We start from the raw sequence: 18,417 nt of genomic DNA, 5'->3' as shown, positions 1-18,417 counted from the left end.
AACATCGATCGAATGCAAGACAGCACACCGCCGTGCCGGCCGAAAGGCAGGCGGACAGTGTCGCCATTGAACACAGGCTCAGTCATGGGCCGTTCCACCGACTGAGGCCGGGCTGGGCGCACAGGGGGCAATGGGGACGATGGGCAGGCCCACGATGTTTTCCAGCGCCTCCCGGCTGAGCCCCTCGACGGCGTCGATCAGCTGCAACCCATGGGGTGTACAGGCCAACGTCGCGAGGTCGGTGTAGACACGCTTCACGCAGGCCAGCCCCGTCAGGGGGTAGCTGCACTGCGCCACCACCTTGCTCTGGCCCGACTTGCTCAGCAGGTCCATCATGACCCAGGTCTGCTTGGCGCCAATCGCCAGGTCCATGGCGCCGCCCACAGCGGGGATGGCGCCCGGCTCGCCGGTGCTCCAGTTGGCCAGGTCGCCCGTGGCCGACACCTGGAAGGCGCCCAGCACACAGATGTCGAGGTGGCCGCCACGCATCATGGCAAAGCTGTCGGCATGGTGAAAGAAGGCGCCGCCCGGCAGCAGGGTGACCGGCTGCTTGCCGGCGTTGATGAGGTCGTAGTCCTCTCGGCCAGGGGCCGGTGCCGGGCCCATGCCCAGGATGCCGTTCTCGCTGTGCAGCACCACCTCGACACCTGCGGGCAGGTGATTGGCCACTTGGGTGGGCATGCCGATGCCCAGGTTGACATAGGCGCCGTCGAAGATGTCCTGGGCGACCCGCGCTGCGAGCTGATCCTTGGTGCGAGCTTGGTAGTCCATGTTCATGCTGCCTTCTTGAAGCCGCCAGCCTGCGTGGCAACGCGGTCGATCTGCACGATCTTGTTGACGAAGATCCCAGGCGTGACGATGGTTTCGGGGTCCAGGGCGCCCAGTTCCACGATCTCGTGCACCGTGGCAATGGTGCGGCGTGCCGCCATGGCCATCACGGGGCCGAAGTTGCGCGCGGCCTGGCGGTACACCAGATTGCCCCAGCGGTCACCCGCCTCGGCCTTGATCAAAGCCACATCACCCCGGATCGGGTACTCGAGCACATGGTGTATGCCATCGATCTCGCGCGTCTCTCGATCACCCGCCAATTCGGTGCCGAAGCCGGTGGGGCAAAAGAAGGCCCCGATGCCCGCACCGGCCGCACGGATGCGTTCTGCCAGATTGCCCTGCGGAACAAGTTCCAGCTCCAGCTGGCCGGCCCGGTACAGGCCATCGAAGACCTGGCTGTCCGCCTGCCGCGGAAAGCTGCAGATGATCTTGCGCACCCGCCCGGTCTTGAGCAACGCGGCCAGACCGGTCTCGCCGTTGCCGGCGTTGTTGTTGACCACCGTGAGATCGCGTGCACCTTGCTCAATCAGGCCCTCGATCAACTCATTGGGAATGCCGGCCGTGCCGAAGCCCCCGATCAGGATGGTGGCCCCGTCGGGGATGCCGGCCATCGCCTCGGCCACCGAGTTGGCGATTTTGTTGATCATGAAAATCTGTCTTTCAAAGCAAGGATGGAAGAGGTCGCGGCAAAGCGTGGGCTCAGTTCAGCGCCACGCCAGCGGCCGGCACGGCCTTGGCTTGCGCAGCACGGCTGTGCTGGATGCAGAACACGGCCACCGCAGCGATCACAGCCGGCAAGGCGATGGCCAGAAAGTTCTTCTCCAGCGGCAAGGCCATGGCCACCAGGCTGCCGATGACGATCGGCGCCAGGATGGCACCGCTGCGCCCGACACCCGAGGCCCAGCCGATGCCGGTGGAACGCACAGCCATGGGGTAGTACTGACCGACGTAGGCATAGGTCACGATCTGGGTGCCGATGGTCGAAGCGCCGGCCAAGCCGACCAGAACAAACAACACCGAAGTGGGCACCGGATAGCCCAGCAGGGTGATCGACACCGCGGCCAGCAGGTACATGCCGACCAGCACGTACTTGATGGGAAAGCGGTCGGCCAGCCAGCCGCCACCGATGGCGCCGAACATGCCGCCGAAATTCAGCACCAGCACAAAGGTCAGCGCCGAACCCAGGGTGTAGCCAGCCCCCGCCATCAACTTGGTCAGCCACGAGCTCAGGGCGTAGACCATGAACAGGCACATGAAAAAGGCCACCCAGAACATCACGGTGCTGAAGCCACGGCCCTCTTGGAACAGCTTGCCAATGGGGGCACTCGCATCGCGGTCTTGCTGCGGCAGGTCGAAGCAATCACCCGGCTGCGGCTGGAAGGCCGGATCGAGCTTCACGGCAATGGCCTGCAGCCGGGCCACCTGCTGGGTTTTGATGAGAAAGGGCATGGACTCGGGCATGGCCTTCAAGATCACCGGGATCAGCAGCACCGGCAGGCCCGCGGCCAGGAACACCGAGGGCCAACCATAGCTCTCGATCAGCCCCTTGCCCACCACAGCCGCCAGCATGCCGCCCACGGCGTAACCGCTGAACATCAGCGTGACCATCGTGCTGCGGACCTTGCGGGGTGCGTACTCGGTCATCTGCGCCACCACGTTCGGCATCACGCCCCCAATGCCCAGCCCCGCCAAAAAGCGCATGACGCTGAAGGTCACCGGATCACTGCTGAAGCCCGCCGCTGCGGTGAACACGCTGAACAGGGCGATGCAGATCGCAATCGCCATCCGGCGCCCGATGCGATCGGCAACAGTGCCCAGGAAGATGGCGCCGAACATCATGCCGAACAGGGCTGAGCTGACCATGAAGCCCGCGTTGGTGGGGCTCACGCCCATCTGTTTCATGATCGAGGGCAAGGCAATGCCCGCCACGGCCAGGTCGTAGCCGTCAAAGATGATGATCAAGGCGCACCAGAGCAGCACGCCCCGGTGGAATCCGCTGAATCTGGCCTCGTCTGCCAGCTTGTGCAGGTCGATGTGTCTCATGGGTTGTCTCCGTTTTGTTGTTGTGGGGGTCAGCCCTGGTCGCCGCCGGCCACAGCCAAGACCGAGCCAGTGATGTAAGAAGACTCGTCGGACGCCAGGAACAGGATCGGGGCGACCTGTTCGTCGATGCTCCCGTAGCGGTGCATGAGGCTCGATTCCTTGGTCTGATCGATGACTCCCTGGTACCAGGCCGCCTCGGTGGCCGTGGGCTGGCTGGGAGCTGCCCGGTTGCGAGGCACGCGCCGTGGTGGGGCTTCGGTGCCGCCCGGGGCCGTGGCGTTGATGCGGATACCGTGCCGGGTGTGCTCCATCGCCAGGGAGGCCGTCAAGGCGTTCACGCCCCCCTTGGCAGCCGAGTACGGCACACGATGAACGCCCCGCGTGGCCACCGAGGACACGTTGACGATCACGCCCTGCCGGCGCTCCACCATGTGAGGCAAGACCGCCCGGCAGCACCACAGGGTTGGAAACAGCGAACGGCGGATCTCCGCTTCGATCTGCTGCTCTTCGTAGTGCTCGTAAGGCTTGGCCCAGATCGTGCCACCCACGTTGTTGATCAGCACATCGACGCGACCGAAATGGGCCAGACATTGCGCCACCGCGTGCTGCGCACCGGCATAGGTTTCGAGGTCGGCCTGGGCCGAGGCAACCACCCCGCCGGCTGCGCGGATCTGCGCCACCACCTCATCGACGATGTCGGAGCGGTCCACCGCCAGCACCAGGGCGCCCTCGGCCGCAATGCGCAGCGCGACACCACGTCCGATGCCCTGGGCCGCGCCAGTCACCAGCACCACCTTGTCTTGAAAGCGTTGCGTCTTGCTCATGCGGCCACCGTCTGGTTGGGGGTGAACTTCTCATAGTGGAAGCTGGCGGGCTCGATGGACTCGGCCCTGAAGTGCTTCTGCACCGCCTCCACCATCGGTGGTGGGCCGCACAGGTAGACATCGACGTTGCCGCCGTGCAGTGCCTGCGCCGGCATGTGCTGGGTCACATAGCCCTGGCGCTCGTGTCGGGTCTGCGGGTCCGCCACACAGGTGCCAAAGGTGAACCCCGGGATGCGCCGCGCGTACTCGACGAGCCGATCCACCATGACCAGGTCCTGGTCGCGCGTGACGCCATAGATCAGGTGCACGGCTTGCTGGGTGCCCTGCTGTGCCAGCACCTCGAGCATGGACAGGAAAGGCGCCAACCCGGTGCCGCCGGCCAGGAACAGCAAAGGCCGGGTCACGGCGCGCAGGTAGAAGCTGCCCAACGGGCCGCTCAGCTGCAGCGCCTGCCCTGCCTGGGCCGCCTCGAGCCAGCCGCTCATCAAACCCGCAGGCACCTGTTTGATCATGAAGCTCAGGCGCTGATGCCCTGGCGCAGAACTGAAGGAATACGCGCGGTGCTGGCCACTGCCGGGCACCTCGATGTTGACGTACTGCCCCGGCAGAAAGGCCGGGGCATCAGAGGCGACATCCAGCACCAGTTCGTAGGCGGCGTCACCAAAGGACGTGACCCCGCTCACCGTGGCAGCGAATCGAGCGGTGCCGGTCTTGCAGGCTGTCGATGGCACGGGCACAGCGATGACGCAGTCCGACGTCGGAACCATCTGGCAGGTCAGCACCAGGCCCTCGTCGGCCTCGTCCTGTGTCAACGCTTCTTCGATGTAGTCGTCGCCGAGCTCATAGCTGCCCGCTTCCGTGCGGCACTTGCAGGTTCCGCACACGCCGTCGGAGCAATCCATGGGCAGGTTGATGCGATGGCGAAAGGCGGCGTCCAGCACCTTCTCTTGGGCGCCGCACTCCACGAAGCGGGTCACCCCATCCTCGAAGTTCAAGGCGATGCGGTAGTTGTGGGTCATGTGGGTTCCCGCCTCTCAGATGTGATAGATGTCGACGACCTGGCTGATGTAGTCGTTCTTCAGCACGATCTTCTTGCGCTCAATCAGGTAGCCGGCGTCACCGCCCTGGCGCAGGGTCGCGTAGATCGTGCCGAAGTAGTGGTCGGTCGACTTGTAGCGGTGGCTGAGCGTGTGGAAGTTGTAGCGGATGTCCACGGCCCCACCCCGGTCTTCGAGCACCTCCACATTGGTGAGCATGTGGCTGGTGCGCGGCTCGGGCATGGAGGCGCTGGAGCGCTCGGTCTTGATGCGAAAGACCCGGTCTTCAAGCCCGTTGCGGTTCGGGTAGTAGATCAGCGAGATCTGGCTTTGCGGGTCGTCGGTGAGTTGGTCATCATCGTCCCAGGCCGGCATCCAGTACGTCACGTCCGGGGCATACAAGGCCAGCCAGGCATCGAACTCGCGGTCATCCAGGTGCCTGGCCTCGCGGTACAGAAAGGTGCAGATGTCTGCGTAGTTCGCGATCATGACTGAGCTCCTTCACGTTCCTGTTGCAGCCCTTTTTTCATGGTCTTGGCCCAATACTCGTGCTGGCACACGAACAGGCCTTCGTCTTCGCTGCGCTCACCACTGATCAGCGGCTTCATGCCCATCTTGCTGGCGTTCTCATCCGGGCCGGCCACCCACAAGGGGGCACCGCGACTCAGGTCGTTCCAGGGGGCTGCCTTGCCTGCATAGCCGGTCTGGCAGGATCGGAACTCCTCCAGATCATCGGCCGTGCCCATGCCGGACACGTTGAAAAAGTCCTCGTACTGGCGAATGCGCAATGCACGGTCCTCGGCGCTCTCACCCTTGGGGCCAAAGCAATAGATGGTGACCTCGGTCTTGTCGACGCTGATGGGGCGCGTCACGCGGATCTGCGTGGAGAACTGGTCCATCAGGTACACATTGGGGTACAGGCACAGATTGCGCGTCTGGCTGACGATGAACTCGGCCCGGCTCTCGCCCAGGCGCTGTTGAAGCTCCTCGCGGCGGTTGTAGACCGGGCGCACCTCGGGGTTCATGGTTTGGGTCCACAGCAGGATGTGGCCGTTCTCGAAGCCGTAGACACCGCCCACGCTCTTGCTCCAGCCATTGGCATCGACCGCCTTGGTGCCGCCGTCGGCGCGACGGCCCATGGTGGCCGCGTAGTTCCAGTGCACGGAGCTGACGTGGTAGCCGTCACTGCCGTTTTCCATCTGCAGCTTCCAGTTGCCGTCGTAGGTATAGCTGGAGTTGCCGCGCAGCACCTCCAGGCCCTCGGGCGCCTGGTCGACGATCTGGTCGATGATGACCTTGGTCTCGCCCAGGTAGTCATCCAGCGAAGGCACATCGGCGTTCAGGCTGCCAAACAGAAAGCCCTTGTAGCTCTCGAAGCGCGCGACCTTTTTCAGGTCGTGCGAGCCTTGCTGGTTGAACTGCACCGGGTACTCGGTGGTCTTTTCGTCCTTGACCTTGAGCAGCTTGCCGGTGTTGTTGAAGGTCCAGCCATGGAAGGGGCAGGTGAAGCTGCCCTTGTTGCCGTGCTTTTTGCGGCACAGCATCGCACCACGGTGCGCACAGGCATTGATCACGGCATTGAGCTGGCCATCCTTGCCACGCGTGATGACGATGGGCTGGCGACCGATGGTGGTCGTGAAGTAGTCGTTGATCTCGGGGATCTGGCTCTCATGAGCCAGGTAGACCCAGTTGCTCTCGAAGATGTGCTTCATCTCCAGCTCGAAAAGCGCAGGGTCGGTGAAGATGTCGCGACGGCAACGGAAGACGCCGGCATCTCGATCTTCCTGCAAGGCGTTGTCCAGCAGCTTTTCAACGTCGCCGTACTTGTCGGGGCTTGTGCTCGTGTTCATGGCTAGGTTTCTTTGGGGTGAGGTCATCCCCCACGACGAGCGTCGCGGCTTGCAGCAGGGGATGTGGGAGTGACTGCTGCGGCGGTGGCCTGCACCGCAGCACGATCACGCTCAGGCGGCCAGGCGGGGGCGGTCGACGATCTGGTTGTCAACGCCTTGGACCAGCGCGCTGAGGCGGATGTCAAAGACGATCTCGGCGAAGGGGCCGTTCAGCCCTTCTGCCTGGATGCTGGCCGCATCCGTGCGCTCGACCAGCGGAGGAACCAGGCCTTCGCGGGTGGCGTAAGCAAAGTCATCGAAGACCAGCGGATCACCGTCGATGTTGATTTGCGTGGTCAGCTTGCGATGACCTTCGGCCGTGACGAAGAAGTGGATGTGCGCCGGTCGATTGCCGTGACGGCCCAGCTGGTTCAGCAGGGCCTGCGTCGGGCCATCAGGCGGGCAGCCGTAACCCACGGGCACGATGCTCTGGAATTTGTAGCGGCCCTGTGCATCGGTGACGATGGTGCGGCGCATGTTGAACGGGCGCTGCTCGCCAGTGGGATCAAAGTGCGAATAGAAGCCCTTGGTGTTGGCGTGCCAGACCTCGACCGTGGCATTGGACACCGGCTGGCCGTCGGCGCCGTAGACCGTGCCGTGCATGATCAGAGTGTGGCCCTTGGCATCGCTGCCGTCATCGAGGCGGGCAAAGCCCTTTTCCACCGGAGCGCCAGCCACGTACAGCGGGCCCTCGATGGTCCGCGGCGTGCCATTCTCGACGCCCAGTGCGGCATCTTCTGCATCCATGCGCATGTCAAAGTAGCGGTCCAGCCCCAGGCCGGGCGACAGCAGACCGGCCTCGCCGCGTGCGCCAAGCTGATTCAGGTAGGCCATGCCGGCCCAGTATTCGTCCGAGGTGATGTCCAGGTCTTCGATGGCCTTGAACAGGTCAGAAAGGATGCGGAACACGATTCGCTTGGTGCGGGGGTTGCCGCCGTTCTGGTCCAGGCCGCTGGCCAGGCGCAGGAAATCCTGAACTTCCTGGGTTTTGAAAATTTGAACACTCATCGCAGTCTCCGTTGGGTAGGGGTTTGAAAGGGGTCAGGTGGGCCGCGCTCTGGGGCGCCAGGTCCCGTCAGCTCAGCGGCGCGGCGGCAGGGCCGACCGTTGTGCGGGTCCGGTCGCGGCGGAAGTGCTGGACACGATCCTCATCCAACGCGATGCCCAGCCCGGGCAGCGCAGGCACGGTGAGGTGGAAATCCTGGTACTCGAGCGGCTGGGCCAGGATCTCCTCGGTCAGCAGCAGGGGGCCGAACAGTTCGGTGCCCCAGCGCAGCTCGCGGAAGGTGGAGAACACATGGGCCGAGGCCATCGTGCCCACGGCGCCTTCCAGCATGGTGCCGCCGTACAGGTCGATGTGGGCCGCCTCGGCAATCGCTGCCACATGCTGGGCCGCCTGCAGCCCGCCGGACTGCTCGATCTTGATGGCGAAAACATTGGCACCGGCCACGCGGGCCAGAGCAAAGGCGGTCTCCGGCCCCATCAGGGATTCATCGGCCATCAACGCGATCGGGTACTTGCCTGTGAGGCGAGCCAGGGCATCCACGCTGGCCACCGGCTGCTCGACCAGCTCACAGCCCGCATCGACCAGGCCTGCCAGACCATGCTGGGCGTCCAGCTCGCTCCAGGCCATGTTCACGTCCACGCGCACCGAGGCCTGGTCGCCCAGCGCCTTCTTGATCGCGGCAACGTGCGCAACGTCCTCGCGCACCGGCCGGCGGCCGATCTTGAGCTTGAAAATCTGATGCCGGCGCAGTTGCAGCATGCGCTGCGCTTCGTCGATGTCACGACCGGTGTCGCCAGAGGCCAGGGTCCAGGCCACCGGCAGGCGATCCCGCAGGCGGCCGCCCAGCAGTTCTGACACCGGCAGGCCGGTGCGGTGGCCCAACGCGTCGAACAGCGCGGTCTCGACCGCACACTTGGCAAATCGGTTGTCGCGGATGGCGACGTTCAGGCGGGCCATCAAGGCGGCCACGCGGTTGGCATCGGCACCGATGAGCTGGGGTGCAAAGTAGGTGTCGATGGCCAGCTTCATCCCCTCGGGCGACTCGGCGCCATAGGCCAGACCTCCGATGGTGGTGCCTTCGCCAATGCCCACCGTGCCATCCGAGCAGCGGATGCGTACCAGCATCAGCGTCTGGCCGTTCATGACGGCCATCGACAGTTTGTGAGGACGGATCGTGGGCAGATCGACCAGCATCGTCTCGACACGTTCGATGACCACGGGGCCGGCGGCTGTTGGGCGGGCGGTGTTTTGCATAGCCCGTATTGAACGGAAACAGGCCGTTCAAGGCCAACACCATATTCATCTAATACGATACCTATTAGGTATGATCGCCATGCTTTTTGTTGAAAAACAAGCACTTAGATCAACAGTATCCCAACCGGCTATGGTTTTCCCCTATGGATCTGCGCCAACTCAGGTATTTTGTGGCGGTGGCCACCACCCGCAACTTCACACGTGCGGCCGAGCAGATGCACATCGCTCAGCCACCGTTGAGCCGGCAGATCCAGCAGCTTGAAGAGGAACTGGGCGTCCAACTCATCCAGCGCAACAGCCGTCCGGTGCGGCTCACCGAGGCGGGCAGGTTGTTCTACGAACAGTCGCTGCAGGTGCTGCACCGGGTCGATCAGATGAAAAGCACGGCACGGCAGGCCGGGCGCGACCACCGACAGTCGATCACGATCGGCTACGTGCCAACCACGCTGTACGGCGGTCTGCCGATGCTGGTGCGGATCTTTCGCCGCCGCTACCCCGACACCGATGTGCATCTGGTCGACCTGGGCTCGATCCAGCAGATCAGCGAACTCAAGTCGGGCCGCATCGACCTGGGGCTGGGGCGCCTGCGCAGCCATGACACCTCGGTGGCACGCAGGGTGCTGCGCGAGGAAAGGCTGGTGCTGGCCATCCCGCCGGCCTGGCCGCTGGCCGCCGAGAGCGGGCCAGTCCCGCTGCATGAGCTCGATGGCCTGCCCATGCTGGTGTTCCCCAAAGAGCCCCGCCCCAGTTTTGCAGACCATGTGCTGGGCCTGTTGCACGAGAAAGGCGTGAAGCTGGCCGAGGTGCACGAAGTGCGAGAGCTACACACCGCACTGGGCCTGGTCGCGGCCGAGGTGGGCTTGTGCATTGTGCCGGCGGCGGCGCGCCTGCGCTCTGATCTGGTCTATCGGCTGATCGCCGACGAGACCGCCACCTCGCCCATCATCCTGAGCCATCGCCTCAACGATGACTCGTGGTACATCGGGGCCGTCAAGCAGCTCATCGCGGAGATGTACGCCCAAAACCCGCCCTGGCTGGACTTTCAGACCAACGCCTTTCCATCGGATCTGACAACCGGTGGCGAGCTGAAGCTCGACCAGGATAGCGCCACGCTCAAGCAAGACCGCGGCAGCCAAGCCCACGGGCAGGATCAGGCAGCGGGCGTCAGCGATCCAAAGCGCTAGGCCGCCGTTCACGCCGCCATCCATCAAAAAGTCGCTGCCGGCGATGAAGCTGCCGGCTGGGCTCCTCATCTTCATCATCGATTTTTTTTCAGAAAGCAGGCCCTGAAAGCAGCCTGGCTCAGGATGCCGGGCGCTGCTGATATTGCGCGTCGGTCACGGCCTCCAGCCAGTCGGCGGCACTGCCGTGCAGGACCTCGGTGATCGCCGTGTGGGTCATGGCGCTGTCGGGGGCCGCCCCATGCCAATGCTTGGCATGGGGCGGGATGTGCACCACGTCACCGACGCGGATCTCTTCCACCGGGCCACCCCAGCGCTGGATGCGGCCGACGCCGGCCGTGACGATCAAGGTCTGGCCCAGCGGGTGGCTGTGCCAGTGGGTGCGAGCGCCGGGATTGAAAGTGACCGCGCCGGCCGAACTGCGCTCTTCGCCACTGGGCACTTGCAGCATCTCGACGCTGACACGGCCAGTGAAGTACTGCTCAGGGGCCGCATTGACAGGGCGGTGGCCCGCTCGGGTGATCTGCAGACCGGTGTCGGCGGCCAAGGCCGTATCGGGCGCGGCCTGGGGCAGGCCGCCAGCGGTGAAGAGAGGGTTCATGGGGTGTTCCTTGAAAGGGTTGGAGGTGATCAACGCCCGACACGAGCGGCCAGTTGCACAGGATAACGGGCGCCCTGCACAGGAATGCGTTCCAGCACCTCGGCGGTGTCGGAGAAGGTCACGCCACGCTCGATCGCCTGCCAGATCAGTTGCACGGCAGTCACGCGATCGACACCGGGTCCGTCGCCGTGGCCCATGCAGCCCAGGCCAAGGGCCGAGACTTGAAGGCCACTGCGGCCCGATTGACCTTGTTTCATGAGGCGTCCTTTCTGAAGCCGTGCGATGTCAGTACCACCGGGTCAGGGCCCCTGGCGGCGCGCTTTTGAAGCACAAACAGCAGCACCGTGACCAGCGACAGCGCCAGCAAAACCGCACTGGTGCCCAGGCAGTTGGCCACCCGATGGGCCAGGTCGGCCTTGCTGTCCGTGACGGAGCCCGTGCCTGGGTGGGCGCTGGCCGAAAACACCACGACCAGCCAAGCCAGGCCGAGCGAGCCGCCCAACTGATGCGCGGCATTGACCAGGCCAGAGGCCGCACCAGCGTCCTGGGCTCGCACGCCGGCCACTCCGGCGATGGTCAAGGGGCTGAGCGTCAGCCCCTGGCCCACCCCCAGCACCACCATGGGCCAGGCCACATTGGCCAGATAGCTGCCCTGGGGACCGAGCTGCGCCAGCCACGCCATGCCCAGCACCCCTTGCAGGTCTTGGGTCAGGTAGAACCAGAAGCCGATCACGCCGGCCAAGAACAAGACCCGGGCAGCATAAGACCCCGAGCGCACGCGGCTGTCAAAAAGCCGCAGCGGCAACAGAGGTTCTGCGGCACGGGCCTCATGGACGATGAAGCCGATCAGCAGCAGCCCCCCCAAACCCAGCGGACCCCAGCTGTGGGCCGACAGCCAGGTGGTCTCCGGCCCTCGACCAGGCCATACACCAGGGCCAGCATGCCCAGGGTGGACAACAAGGCGCCGGCCAGACATTGACAAGGCCCGGCACTGAGGCACCAAGCGCCCCCTGCGGACACGGTCAGCGCCAACTGACCTGCGCCATGAGCATGTAGCCCGCGCCATAGACGGTCTTGATGATTTTCGGGTTCTGTGGATCGGCTTCGAGCTTTCTGCGAATGCGCGAGATTCGGACGTCGATGGTGCGGTCAGCGGGCGACAGGTCGCGCTGGGCCAGCAAATGCTCGCGATTCAGGATCTGGTGGGGCCGCAACAGAAAGGCACGCAGCACCTCCGCCTCGGCCACGCCCAACAAGTGGGTGGCGCCATCGCTGCCCGTCAGGGTGTTGGACGACGCATCGAAAATCCAGCCTGCAAAGTGCGCATGACGCGCGGACTCTGCCCCCGGCGACGGGGCTCGGCGGCGACGCAGGATGCTGCGCACCCGGGCCACCAGCTCGCGCGGCTCGAAGGGCTTGACCACGTAATCGTCGGCACCCAGCTCCAGCCCCATGACCCGGTCGATCATGTGGCCGCGCCCGGTCAGGATGAGCAAGCCGCAACTGGACTGCAGGCTGATCTGTCGCAGCAGCTCGATGCCATCGATGTCAGGCAAACCGAGGTCGACGATGCACAGATCGGCGGATTCCTGTTTCAAGCGCCGCAGCACCGAGCTGCCATTGCGAAACCACTCGGTGGCAAAGCCGAACTCGGCCAGGCTGCGGGTCACGATCTGGGCCACGGCCTCGTCGTCTTCGATGACGTAGATCAGGGGCTGGGCCGGGCTGCCTGATGCTGGTTTCACCGGGCGCGTCATGCGCCGATCTCCCGCAACGCGGCACTGAGCTCGGCCTTGCCAAAGGGCTTGGCCAACAAAGGGGTGTCCAGAGGCCCTTCGGATTCTGCGGCGTACCCGCTCATCAATAGGATGTGCGCCACCTCGCCGGATCGTCGGGCATACCGGGCCAACTCCCGGCCATCAATGGCCCCGGGCATCACGATATCGGACAGCAACAAATGGATGTTGGGCGTCTGATCCAGGATGTCCCGGGCTTCGGCTCCGTTCTCGGCCTCCAGCACCGCGTAGCCCAGGTCAAGCAACAGGCGGCGCACCGTGACCCGGACCTGAACATCATCATCGACCAGCAAGGCCAACCCGGCCTGGGTCGGCGGCAACACGAGCGGCGCGGGGTCCAAGGCTTGCGCCACCGCATCAGGCGGTGCCTGCGGCAGCCAGAGGCTGACACAGCAGCCTTTGCCAGGACTGCTCTGGATGTCAATGCCGCCACCACTTTGCCGCACAAAGCCGTAGACCATCGACAGCCCCAGGCCCGTGCCCTGCCCTGCCGATTTGGTGGTGAAGAAGGGCTCGAACACGCGGGCCCGGGTGCTGGCATCCATGCCACAGCCGTTGTCACTGACCTGCAGGCAGGCGTAGGCACCAGGCTCCAGCCCCAAATGCGAGGCCTGAAGCCCATCGAGTTGCTGGTGCGTGCTGCGCACCTCGATGCGTCCGTGCCCGGCGGTGGCATCGTGAGCGTTGAGGATGAGGTTCAACAAGGAGTTCTGCAACTGCTGGGGATCAACCGACACCATGATCGGCGCCGGGCTCACCTGGGTCACCAGTTGCTGCGTGCTGGGCAAGGTGTGCTTGACCAGATCTTGCACCCCACCCACCAAGGGGTTCAGATCGACGATCCGTGCCTCAATGGCTTGCTTGCGCGAAAAAGTCAGCAAGCCCCGGATCAGCTTGGTGCCGCGGCGCACCGCCTCGATGGCTGGCTGGATGTACTCGCCCACGTGGGCCTGTGCCGGCGCCTGCTCCGCCAGTGCTGTGAGGTTGCCCAGCACGACCATGAGAATGTTGTTGAAGTCGTGCGCCAGGCCTCCGGTCAGCTGCCCCAAGGCCTCCATCTTCTGGGCCTGGACCAGCAACTCCTGGGCGCGCCTCTCTTCGGTGATGTCGAAGGTCAATTCGAAACAGCCGATCACCTGCGCATCGGCATTCAACTCGGGGATCAGCGTGGTCCGGGCCATCAAGGTTCGCCCGTCAATGGTGTGGATGTGGTACTCGAACGTGACCGGCCTGCCCTGGAGGGCCTGGGCCACATTGGGTTTGATCTGGGTGTAGGTCTCCAGGCCCAGGAACTCGCGGGCACTGACCTTTTCAGGTTGGCTGGGGTCCAGGCCAAACCAATCCTGGTAACCCCGGTTGATGAAGCGGTAATTGCGATGCTGGTCAAAGTACGCCACCAGCGCAGGGATCGAGTCGGTGATCAGGCGCATCTGCGCCTCGCTGCGGCGCAGCTCGATGGTTCGCTCTGCAACGCGGGTCTCCAGCAACGCGTTTTGATCGCGCATCATCTGCTCGGCACTGCGCTGCTCGGTGACGTCGGTGTACACGGTCAGAAATCCGTGCCCCGGCACACTCACGCCAGTGACCCGCAGCACGGCGCCTGAAGGCGTCACGTGCTCCAGCGAATGAGGCTCACCACGCCGCGCCACACGCAAGCGCTCCTGGATCAGGGCCTCGACATCGCCCCCCCCCTCATCGTGTCGGGCCGCGTTGAAGCGAATCACCGCCTCCAGCGGGCTGCCCCGCTGAACCAGGGCCGGGGGCAGGTCCAGCAGACGCAGAAAGGCCTCGTTCCAGGCCAGCAAGTGCAGGTCATCATCCACCAGGGTGAAACCTTGCTCGACCCGGCTCAGAGCGGCATACAAGGGCGTCGAGCGTTCCGCAGGGCGGATGGGCTCGACAGGGAACAGCGAACTCAAGAGCATCTCCTGCGCAGTTGAAATGCGTGCCGGCGGAATTGTAGGAGCAAGGCACGGGGCCGGGTTTGCATGCAAACATTCGTCACATTTGCCCAAAACTGCTGCAAACATGTTCTGTGAAGATCCTGCCCAAAAGCAGGAGACCCATGAACGAGCAGCGCGGCCACCCCATTGAAGACCCGAAGGTGAGCAGGCAGGCCGCCTTCGCCAAGCCCCTCACCGAAGCCGCCATCGTGCGGCTTGCCGGTGTTTCGGGTGGCCACAGCGCCGCATTTGCACACCTATTTGCGCACCTATTTGCGCACCTGTCCGGTCTGGTCACAGGGTGCCCCCCCCCATCACAGTCAAGCCCGTGGACCTCAAACAAGCCGGGGCGTGCCGCAAACGGCCTGTGACGTGAACAACACACGGGTGCATGACGGCAAAGCCAAGGCCATGCCCCCGTTCAGCGAACACAAAAAGCCCAACAACAGGAGCCATGAAATGAAGATTCTCGTCCCCGTCAAACGCGTGGTGGACTACAACGTGAAGGTCCGGGTGAAGTCGGACTTGCGCGGTGTGGACATTGCCAACGTGAAGATGAGCATGAACCCCTTTGACGAGATTGCCGTCGAAGAAGCGGTGCGCCTGAAGGAAAAAGGCGTGGCCACCGAGGTGATCGCGGTGAGCTGCGGCGTGGCCCAGTGCCAGGAGACCCTGCGCACGGCCATGGCCATCGGCGCCGACCGGGCCATCCTGGTCGAAACCGATGCAGAACTGCAGCCCCTGGCCGTGGCCAAGCTCTTGAACGCCCTGGTGGCCAAAGAGCAGCCGGGCCTGATCATTCTGGGCAAGCAAGCCATTGACGACGACGCCAATCAGACCGGCCAGATGCTGGCCGCTTTGGCCGACCTGCCCCAGGCCACCTTCGCCAGCAAGGTTGAAGTGGCGGGCGACAAGGTCAACGTCACGCGTGAAATCGACGGTGGCCTGGAAACCCTCTCCTTGAGCCTGCCGGCTGTTGTCACCACCGACCTGCGCCTGAACGAGCCGCGCTATGTGACGCTGCCCAACATCATGAAGGCCAAGAAGAAGCCGCTGGAGACCGTCAAGCCCGAAGACCTGGGTGTGGACGTGAGCCCGCGCCTGAAGACCCTGAAGGTCAGCGAGCCGCCCAAACGAGGTGCGGGCGTGAAGGTGGCCGACGTGGCCGCCCTGGTGAACAAACTGAAAACTGAAGCCAAGGTGATCTGAACATGACCGCACTCGCAAACATTCTGGTGGTGGCCGAACACGACAACGCGACCATCAAGGGCGCCACCCTGAACACCGTGACCGCAGCCATCCAGGCTGGTGGCGACGTGCACGTGCTGGTGGCCGGCCACAACGCAGGCGCTGCCGCTGCAGCTGCTGCTCAGATCGCCGGTGTCAGCAAAGTCATCCACGCCGACAGCGAAGCCCTGGCCCACGGCCTGGCCGAGAACGTGGCCGCCCAGGTGCTGGCCATCGCTGGTGCCTACAGCCACATCGTGTTCCCCGCCACTGCAGGCGGCAAGAACGCTGCCCCGCGCGTGGCAGCCAAGCTCGACGTGGCGCAGATCAGCGAAATCAGCAAGGTCATCAGCGCCGACACCTTCGAGCGCCCGATCTACGCCGGCAACGCGATTGCCACCGTGCAAAGCGCGGACGCCATCAAGGTCATCACCGTGCGTACCACGGGCTTTGACGCGGCGGCGGCCACGGGCGGCAGCGCCGCGGTGGAAACCATCGCAGCCCAGGCCGACAGCGGCAAAAGCGCCTTCGTGGGCAGCGAGATCGCCAAGAGCGACCGCCCCGAGCTGACGGCGGCCAAGATCATCGTGTCGGGTGGCCGTGCCTTGGGCAGCAGCGAGAAGTTCAACGAAGTGCTGACCCCGCTGGCCGACAAGCTGGGCGCGGCGCTGGGTGCCAGCCGCGCCGCGGTGGACGCGGGCTACGCGCCCAACGACTGGCAGGTGGGCCAGACGGGCAAGATCGTGGCGCCGAGCCTGTACGTGGCCTGCGGCATCAGTGGCGCGATCCAGCACTTGGCGGGGATGAAGGACAGCAAGGTGATCGTGGCGATCAACAAGGACCCGGAGGCACCGATCTTCAGCGTGGCCGACTATGGCCTGGAGGCTGATCTGTTTGCGGCCGTGCCAGAGTTGATCAGCCAGCTTTGAACGCCCCCCTGTGAGCCTTGACCTGAGGCCCCCGGCCTCAGGCGCCCCCGACACCCCAAGACACTCTGGAGAGAGACATGACATACCAAGCCCCCCTCAAGGACATGCTGTTCGTGATGGACCACCTGGCCGGCCTTGATGGCATCGCCGCCCTGCCCGGCTTTGAAGACCACGGCCGGGACACCGCCGAAGCCGTGCTGGAGGAATCTGCCAAGTTCTGTGAAGGCGTAGTCGCACCTCTGAACGCGCCCGGCGACAAGAACCCGTCGGCCTGGAAGGATGGCGAGGTCAGCACCACGCCGGGCTTCAAGCAGGCCTTCGAACAATTCGCGGCCGGCGGCTGGCAAGGGGTGGTGCATCCCGTCGAGCACGGTGGCCAAGGCTTGCCCAAGCTGATCGCCACGGGCTGCATGGAAATGCTGCATGCGGCCAACCTGTCGTTTGCGCTGTGCCCCATGCTGACCGATGGTGCCATCGAAGCCCTGCTGACGGCGGGCAGCGACGAGCTCAAGCGCATCTACCTGGAGAAGATGATCTCGGGCCAGTGGACCGGCACCATGAACCTGACCGAGCCCCAGGCCGGCTCGGACCTGGCCGCCGTGCGCACCCGGGCCGAGCGTCAGGACGATGGAAGCTACCGCGTGTTTGGCACCAAGATCTTCATCACCTACGGTGAGCACGACATGGCCGAGAACATCGTGCACCTGGTGCTGGCCCGGGTGCCGGGAGCGCCCGAAGGCGTGAAGGGCATCAGCCTGTTCGTGGTGCCCAAATACCTGGTGCAGGCGGACGGCAGCCTGGGCGCGCGCAACGACGCCCACTGCATCAGCATCGAACACAAGCTGGGCATCAAGGCCTCACCCACGGCCGTGCTGCAGTTTGGTGAGCATGGCGGCGCGGTGGGCCACCTGGTGGGCGAAGAAAACCGGGGCCTGGAGTACATGTTCATCATGATGAACGCGGCCCGCTTTGCCGTGGGCATGCAGGGCATCGCGGTGTCCGACCGGGCCTACCAGCAAGCGGTGGCCTTTGCTCGCCAACGCGTGCAAAGCCGTGACCTGGCAGGCTCTGCCGGGCCCGTGGCCATCATCGAGCACCCCGATGTGAAGCGCATGCTCTTGACCATGCGTGCGCTGACCGAGGGTGAACGCGCCCTGGCCTATGTGACGGCCGCCGCCAGCGACCAGGCCCACCACGCCCCCGATGCGCAGCGGCGTGCCCGGTACCAGGCGCTGTACGACTACCTGGTGCCGGTGGTCAAAGGCTTCAGCACCGAGCTGGCCATCGACGTGACCAGCCTGGGCGTACAGGTGCACGGCGGCATGGGTTTCATCGAAGAAACCGGCGCGGCGCAGCACTACCGCGACGCCCGCATCCTGAGCATCTACGAGGGCACCACCGCCATCCAGGCCAATGACCTGGTGGGGCGCAAGACCTTGCGCGATGGCGGCGCCATGGCGCAGCACCTGTGCGCCCTGGTGGCCAGCACCGAAGAAGACCTGGCCGTGCATGGCGAGCCCGAATGCGCGCTGATGCGCGCGGCCCTCACCCCGGCACGGCAGGCGCTGGAAGCTGTCGTGGCGCACGTGCTGGCCCATGGCAAGACCGACCCCAAGTCGGTGTACGCCGGCGCGGTGAGCTACCTCAAGCTGGCCGGCTACGTGTTGTGCGGCTGGCAGATGGCCCGTGCCTTGATGGTGGCCCTGGAAAAGCGCAACGAAGACCCCGCCTTCTACGGCGCCAAGGTGCACACCGCGGTGTTCTATGCCCAGTCACTGCTGCCCCTGGCCGATGCCCTGGCCAGCGCCATCGTGCAAGCCGGGGGCAACACCCAGGCCATGCCCGCCGATTTGTTCTGA

At 64.7% G+C, this 18,417-nt stretch carries 18 protein-coding genes and 1 pseudogene; 5 read left to right on the top strand and 14 right to left on the bottom strand.

Annotated elements, in window-relative coordinates; translation table 11 throughout:
• Window positions 1-78: 78 nt before the first annotated feature.
• The 9 genes from AC3WUT_RS25070 to AC3WUT_RS25030 all read right to left on the bottom strand — a co-directional run bounded on the left by AC3WUT_RS25070 (window position 79) and on the right by AC3WUT_RS25030 (window position 8,881).
• Entirely contained in the window at window positions 79-771 is a 693-nt protein-coding gene (locus tag AC3WUT_RS25070) for a 3-oxoacid CoA-transferase subunit B (RefSeq protein ID WP_492349787.1), read from the bottom strand.
• Between the two features lie 2 nt (window positions 772-773).
• On the bottom strand, window positions 774-1,475 hold the full coding sequence (locus AC3WUT_RS25065) for a 3-oxoacid CoA-transferase subunit A (protein ID WP_492349786.1): 702 nt from the start codon (window positions 1,473-1,475) through the stop codon (window positions 774-776).
• A gap of 52 nt (window positions 1,476-1,527) precedes the next feature.
• A complete protein-coding gene (locus tag AC3WUT_RS25060; protein WP_492349785.1) occupies window positions 1,528-2,871 on the bottom strand; it encodes an MFS transporter in 1,344 nt (447 codons plus the stop codon).
• A gap of 29 nt (window positions 2,872-2,900) precedes the next feature.
• Entirely contained in the window at window positions 2,901-3,695 is a 795-nt protein-coding gene (gene benD, locus AC3WUT_RS25055; protein ID WP_492349784.1) for a benzoate diol dehydrogenase BenD, read from the bottom strand.
• Window positions 3,692-4,714 (bottom strand): benzoate 1,2-dioxygenase electron transfer component BenC, encoded by a 1,023-nt coding sequence (gene benC, locus AC3WUT_RS25050; RefSeq protein ID WP_492349783.1) that lies wholly within the window; start codon window positions 4,712-4,714, stop codon window positions 3,692-3,694. The genes benD and benC overlap by 4 nt, the downstream gene beginning before the upstream one ends.
• A 15-nt stretch (window positions 4,715-4,729) precedes the next feature.
• Window positions 4,730-5,221, bottom strand: coding sequence for a benzoate 1,2-dioxygenase small subunit (benB, locus tag AC3WUT_RS25045; RefSeq protein ID WP_492349782.1), 492 nt, complete (start codon window positions 5,219-5,221; stop codon window positions 4,730-4,732).
• Complete coding sequence (locus tag AC3WUT_RS25040) at window positions 5,218-6,582, bottom strand: Rieske 2Fe-2S domain-containing protein (RefSeq protein ID WP_492349781.1); 1,365 nt, start codon at window positions 6,580-6,582, stop codon at window positions 5,218-5,220. Before AC3WUT_RS25040 ends, benB begins: the two co-directional genes overlap by 4 nt.
• Before the next feature lie 111 nt (window positions 6,583-6,693).
• A complete protein-coding gene (catA, locus tag AC3WUT_RS25035; protein ID WP_492349780.1) occupies window positions 6,694-7,629 on the bottom strand; it encodes a catechol 1,2-dioxygenase in 936 nt (311 codons plus the stop codon).
• A gap of 67 nt (window positions 7,630-7,696) precedes the next feature.
• Complete coding sequence (locus tag AC3WUT_RS25030) at window positions 7,697-8,881, bottom strand: muconate/chloromuconate family cycloisomerase (protein ID WP_492349779.1); 1,185 nt, start codon at window positions 8,879-8,881, stop codon at window positions 7,697-7,699.
• Between the two features lie 143 nt (window positions 8,882-9,024).
• On the opposite strand from AC3WUT_RS25030, the gene AC3WUT_RS25025 reads away from it, so the two are divergent.
• On the top strand, window positions 9,025-10,065 hold the full coding sequence (locus tag AC3WUT_RS25025; RefSeq protein ID WP_492349778.1) for a LysR family transcriptional regulator: 1,041 nt from the start codon (window positions 9,025-9,027) through the stop codon (window positions 10,063-10,065).
• Between the two features lie 118 nt (window positions 10,066-10,183).
• On the opposite strand, the gene AC3WUT_RS25020 is transcribed toward AC3WUT_RS25025, so the two are convergent.
• The 5 genes and pseudogenes from AC3WUT_RS25020 to AC3WUT_RS25000 all read right to left on the bottom strand — a co-directional run bounded on the left by AC3WUT_RS25020 (window position 10,184) and on the right by AC3WUT_RS25000 (window position 14,384).
• Window positions 10,184-10,663, bottom strand: coding sequence for a (R)-mandelonitrile lyase (locus AC3WUT_RS25020; RefSeq protein WP_492349777.1), 480 nt, complete (start codon window positions 10,661-10,663; stop codon window positions 10,184-10,186).
• A 95-nt stretch (window positions 10,664-10,758) separates the two neighbouring features.
• Window positions 10,759-10,920 (bottom strand): annotated as a pseudogene (locus tag AC3WUT_RS25015) (aldo/keto reductase); the annotation flags it as partial.
• Window positions 10,917-11,528: a hypothetical protein gene (locus AC3WUT_RS25010; protein WP_492349776.1), complete on the bottom strand. Its 612-nt coding sequence runs from the start codon at window positions 11,526-11,528 to the stop codon at window positions 10,917-10,919. The pseudogene AC3WUT_RS25015 and the gene AC3WUT_RS25010, both read right to left, overlap by 4 nt.
• A gap of 157 nt (window positions 11,529-11,685) precedes the next feature.
• Complete coding sequence (locus tag AC3WUT_RS25005; RefSeq protein WP_492349775.1) at window positions 11,686-12,420, bottom strand: response regulator transcription factor; 735 nt, start codon at window positions 12,418-12,420, stop codon at window positions 11,686-11,688.
• A complete protein-coding gene (locus AC3WUT_RS25000; protein WP_492349774.1) occupies window positions 12,417-14,384 on the bottom strand; it encodes a PAS-domain containing protein in 1,968 nt (655 codons plus the stop codon). Before AC3WUT_RS25000 ends, AC3WUT_RS25005 begins: the two co-directional genes overlap by 4 nt.
• Before the next feature lie 140 nt (window positions 14,385-14,524).
• On the opposite strand from AC3WUT_RS25000, the gene AC3WUT_RS24995 reads away from it, so the two are divergent.
• From AC3WUT_RS24995 to AC3WUT_RS24980, 4 genes are all read left to right on the top strand, one after another.
• Entirely contained in the window at window positions 14,525-14,773 is a 249-nt protein-coding gene (locus tag AC3WUT_RS24995; RefSeq protein ID WP_492349773.1) for a hypothetical protein, read from the top strand.
• A gap of 88 nt (window positions 14,774-14,861) precedes the next feature.
• Window positions 14,862-15,611 (top strand): electron transfer flavoprotein subunit beta/FixA family protein, encoded by a 750-nt coding sequence (locus AC3WUT_RS24990; protein WP_492349772.1) that lies wholly within the window; start codon window positions 14,862-14,864, stop codon window positions 15,609-15,611.
• A gap of 2 nt (window positions 15,612-15,613) precedes the next feature.
• Window positions 15,614-16,558: an electron transfer flavoprotein subunit alpha/FixB family protein gene (locus tag AC3WUT_RS24985; RefSeq protein WP_492349771.1), complete on the top strand. Its 945-nt coding sequence runs from the start codon at window positions 15,614-15,616 to the stop codon at window positions 16,556-16,558.
• 77 nt (window positions 16,559-16,635) lie between these two features.
• Entirely contained in the window at window positions 16,636-18,417 is a 1,782-nt protein-coding gene (locus AC3WUT_RS24980; protein ID WP_492349770.1) for an acyl-CoA dehydrogenase, read from the top strand.

Source organism: Curvibacter sp. EU05-FHT14A10 (genome assembly GCF_058791075.1).
Note: the sequence above shows the minus strand (reverse complement) of the source record. Positions and strands in the feature narration are given on the sequence as shown.

Excerpts from the sequence above, each read along its gene's own strand:
- AC3WUT_RS25030 (WP_492349779.1), bottom strand. The coding sequence starts at position 8,881 with ATGCAAAACACCGCCCGCCCAACAGCCGCCGGCCCCGTGGTCATCGAA.
- AC3WUT_RS24990 (WP_492349772.1), top strand. The coding sequence starts at position 14,862 with ATGAAGATTCTCGTCCCCGTCAAACGCGTGGTGGACTACAACGTGAAG.
- benD (WP_492349784.1), bottom strand. The coding sequence starts at position 3,695 with ATGAGCAAGACGCAACGCTTTCAAGACAAGGTGGTGCTGGTGACTGGC.
- AC3WUT_RS25000 (WP_492349774.1), bottom strand. The coding sequence starts at position 14,384 with ATGCTCTTGAGTTCGCTGTTCCCTGTCGAGCCCATCCGCCCTGCGGAA.
- AC3WUT_RS25005 (WP_492349775.1), bottom strand. The coding sequence starts at position 12,420 with ATGACGCGCCCGGTGAAACCAGCATCAGGCAGCCCGGCCCAGCCCCTG.
- AC3WUT_RS25020 (WP_492349777.1), bottom strand. The coding sequence starts at position 10,663 with ATGAACCCTCTCTTCACCGCTGGCGGCCTGCCCCAGGCCGCGCCCGAT.
- benC (WP_492349783.1), bottom strand. The coding sequence starts at position 4,714 with ATGACCCACAACTACCGCATCGCCTTGAACTTCGAGGATGGGGTGACC.
- AC3WUT_RS25060 (WP_492349785.1), bottom strand. The coding sequence starts at position 2,871 with ATGAGACACATCGACCTGCACAAGCTGGCAGACGAGGCCAGATTCAGC.
- AC3WUT_RS25070 (WP_492349787.1), bottom strand. The coding sequence starts at position 771 with ATGGACTACCAAGCTCGCACCAAGGATCAGCTCGCAGCGCGGGTCGCC.
- catA (WP_492349780.1), bottom strand. The coding sequence starts at position 7,629 with ATGAGTGTTCAAATTTTCAAAACCCAGGAAGTTCAGGATTTCCTGCGC.
- AC3WUT_RS25025 (WP_492349778.1), top strand. The coding sequence starts at position 9,025 with ATGGATCTGCGCCAACTCAGGTATTTTGTGGCGGTGGCCACCACCCGC.
- AC3WUT_RS25065 (WP_492349786.1), bottom strand. The coding sequence starts at position 1,475 with ATGATCAACAAAATCGCCAACTCGGTGGCCGAGGCGATGGCCGGCATC.
- AC3WUT_RS25040 (WP_492349781.1), bottom strand. The coding sequence starts at position 6,582 with ATGAACACGAGCACAAGCCCCGACAAGTACGGCGACGTTGAAAAGCTG.
- benB (WP_492349782.1), bottom strand. The coding sequence starts at position 5,221 with ATGATCGCGAACTACGCAGACATCTGCACCTTTCTGTACCGCGAGGCC.
- AC3WUT_RS24980 (WP_492349770.1), top strand. The coding sequence starts at position 16,636 with ATGACATACCAAGCCCCCCTCAAGGACATGCTGTTCGTGATGGACCAC.
- AC3WUT_RS24995 (WP_492349773.1), top strand. The coding sequence starts at position 14,525 with ATGAACGAGCAGCGCGGCCACCCCATTGAAGACCCGAAGGTGAGCAGG.
- AC3WUT_RS24985 (WP_492349771.1), top strand. The coding sequence starts at position 15,614 with ATGACCGCACTCGCAAACATTCTGGTGGTGGCCGAACACGACAACGCG.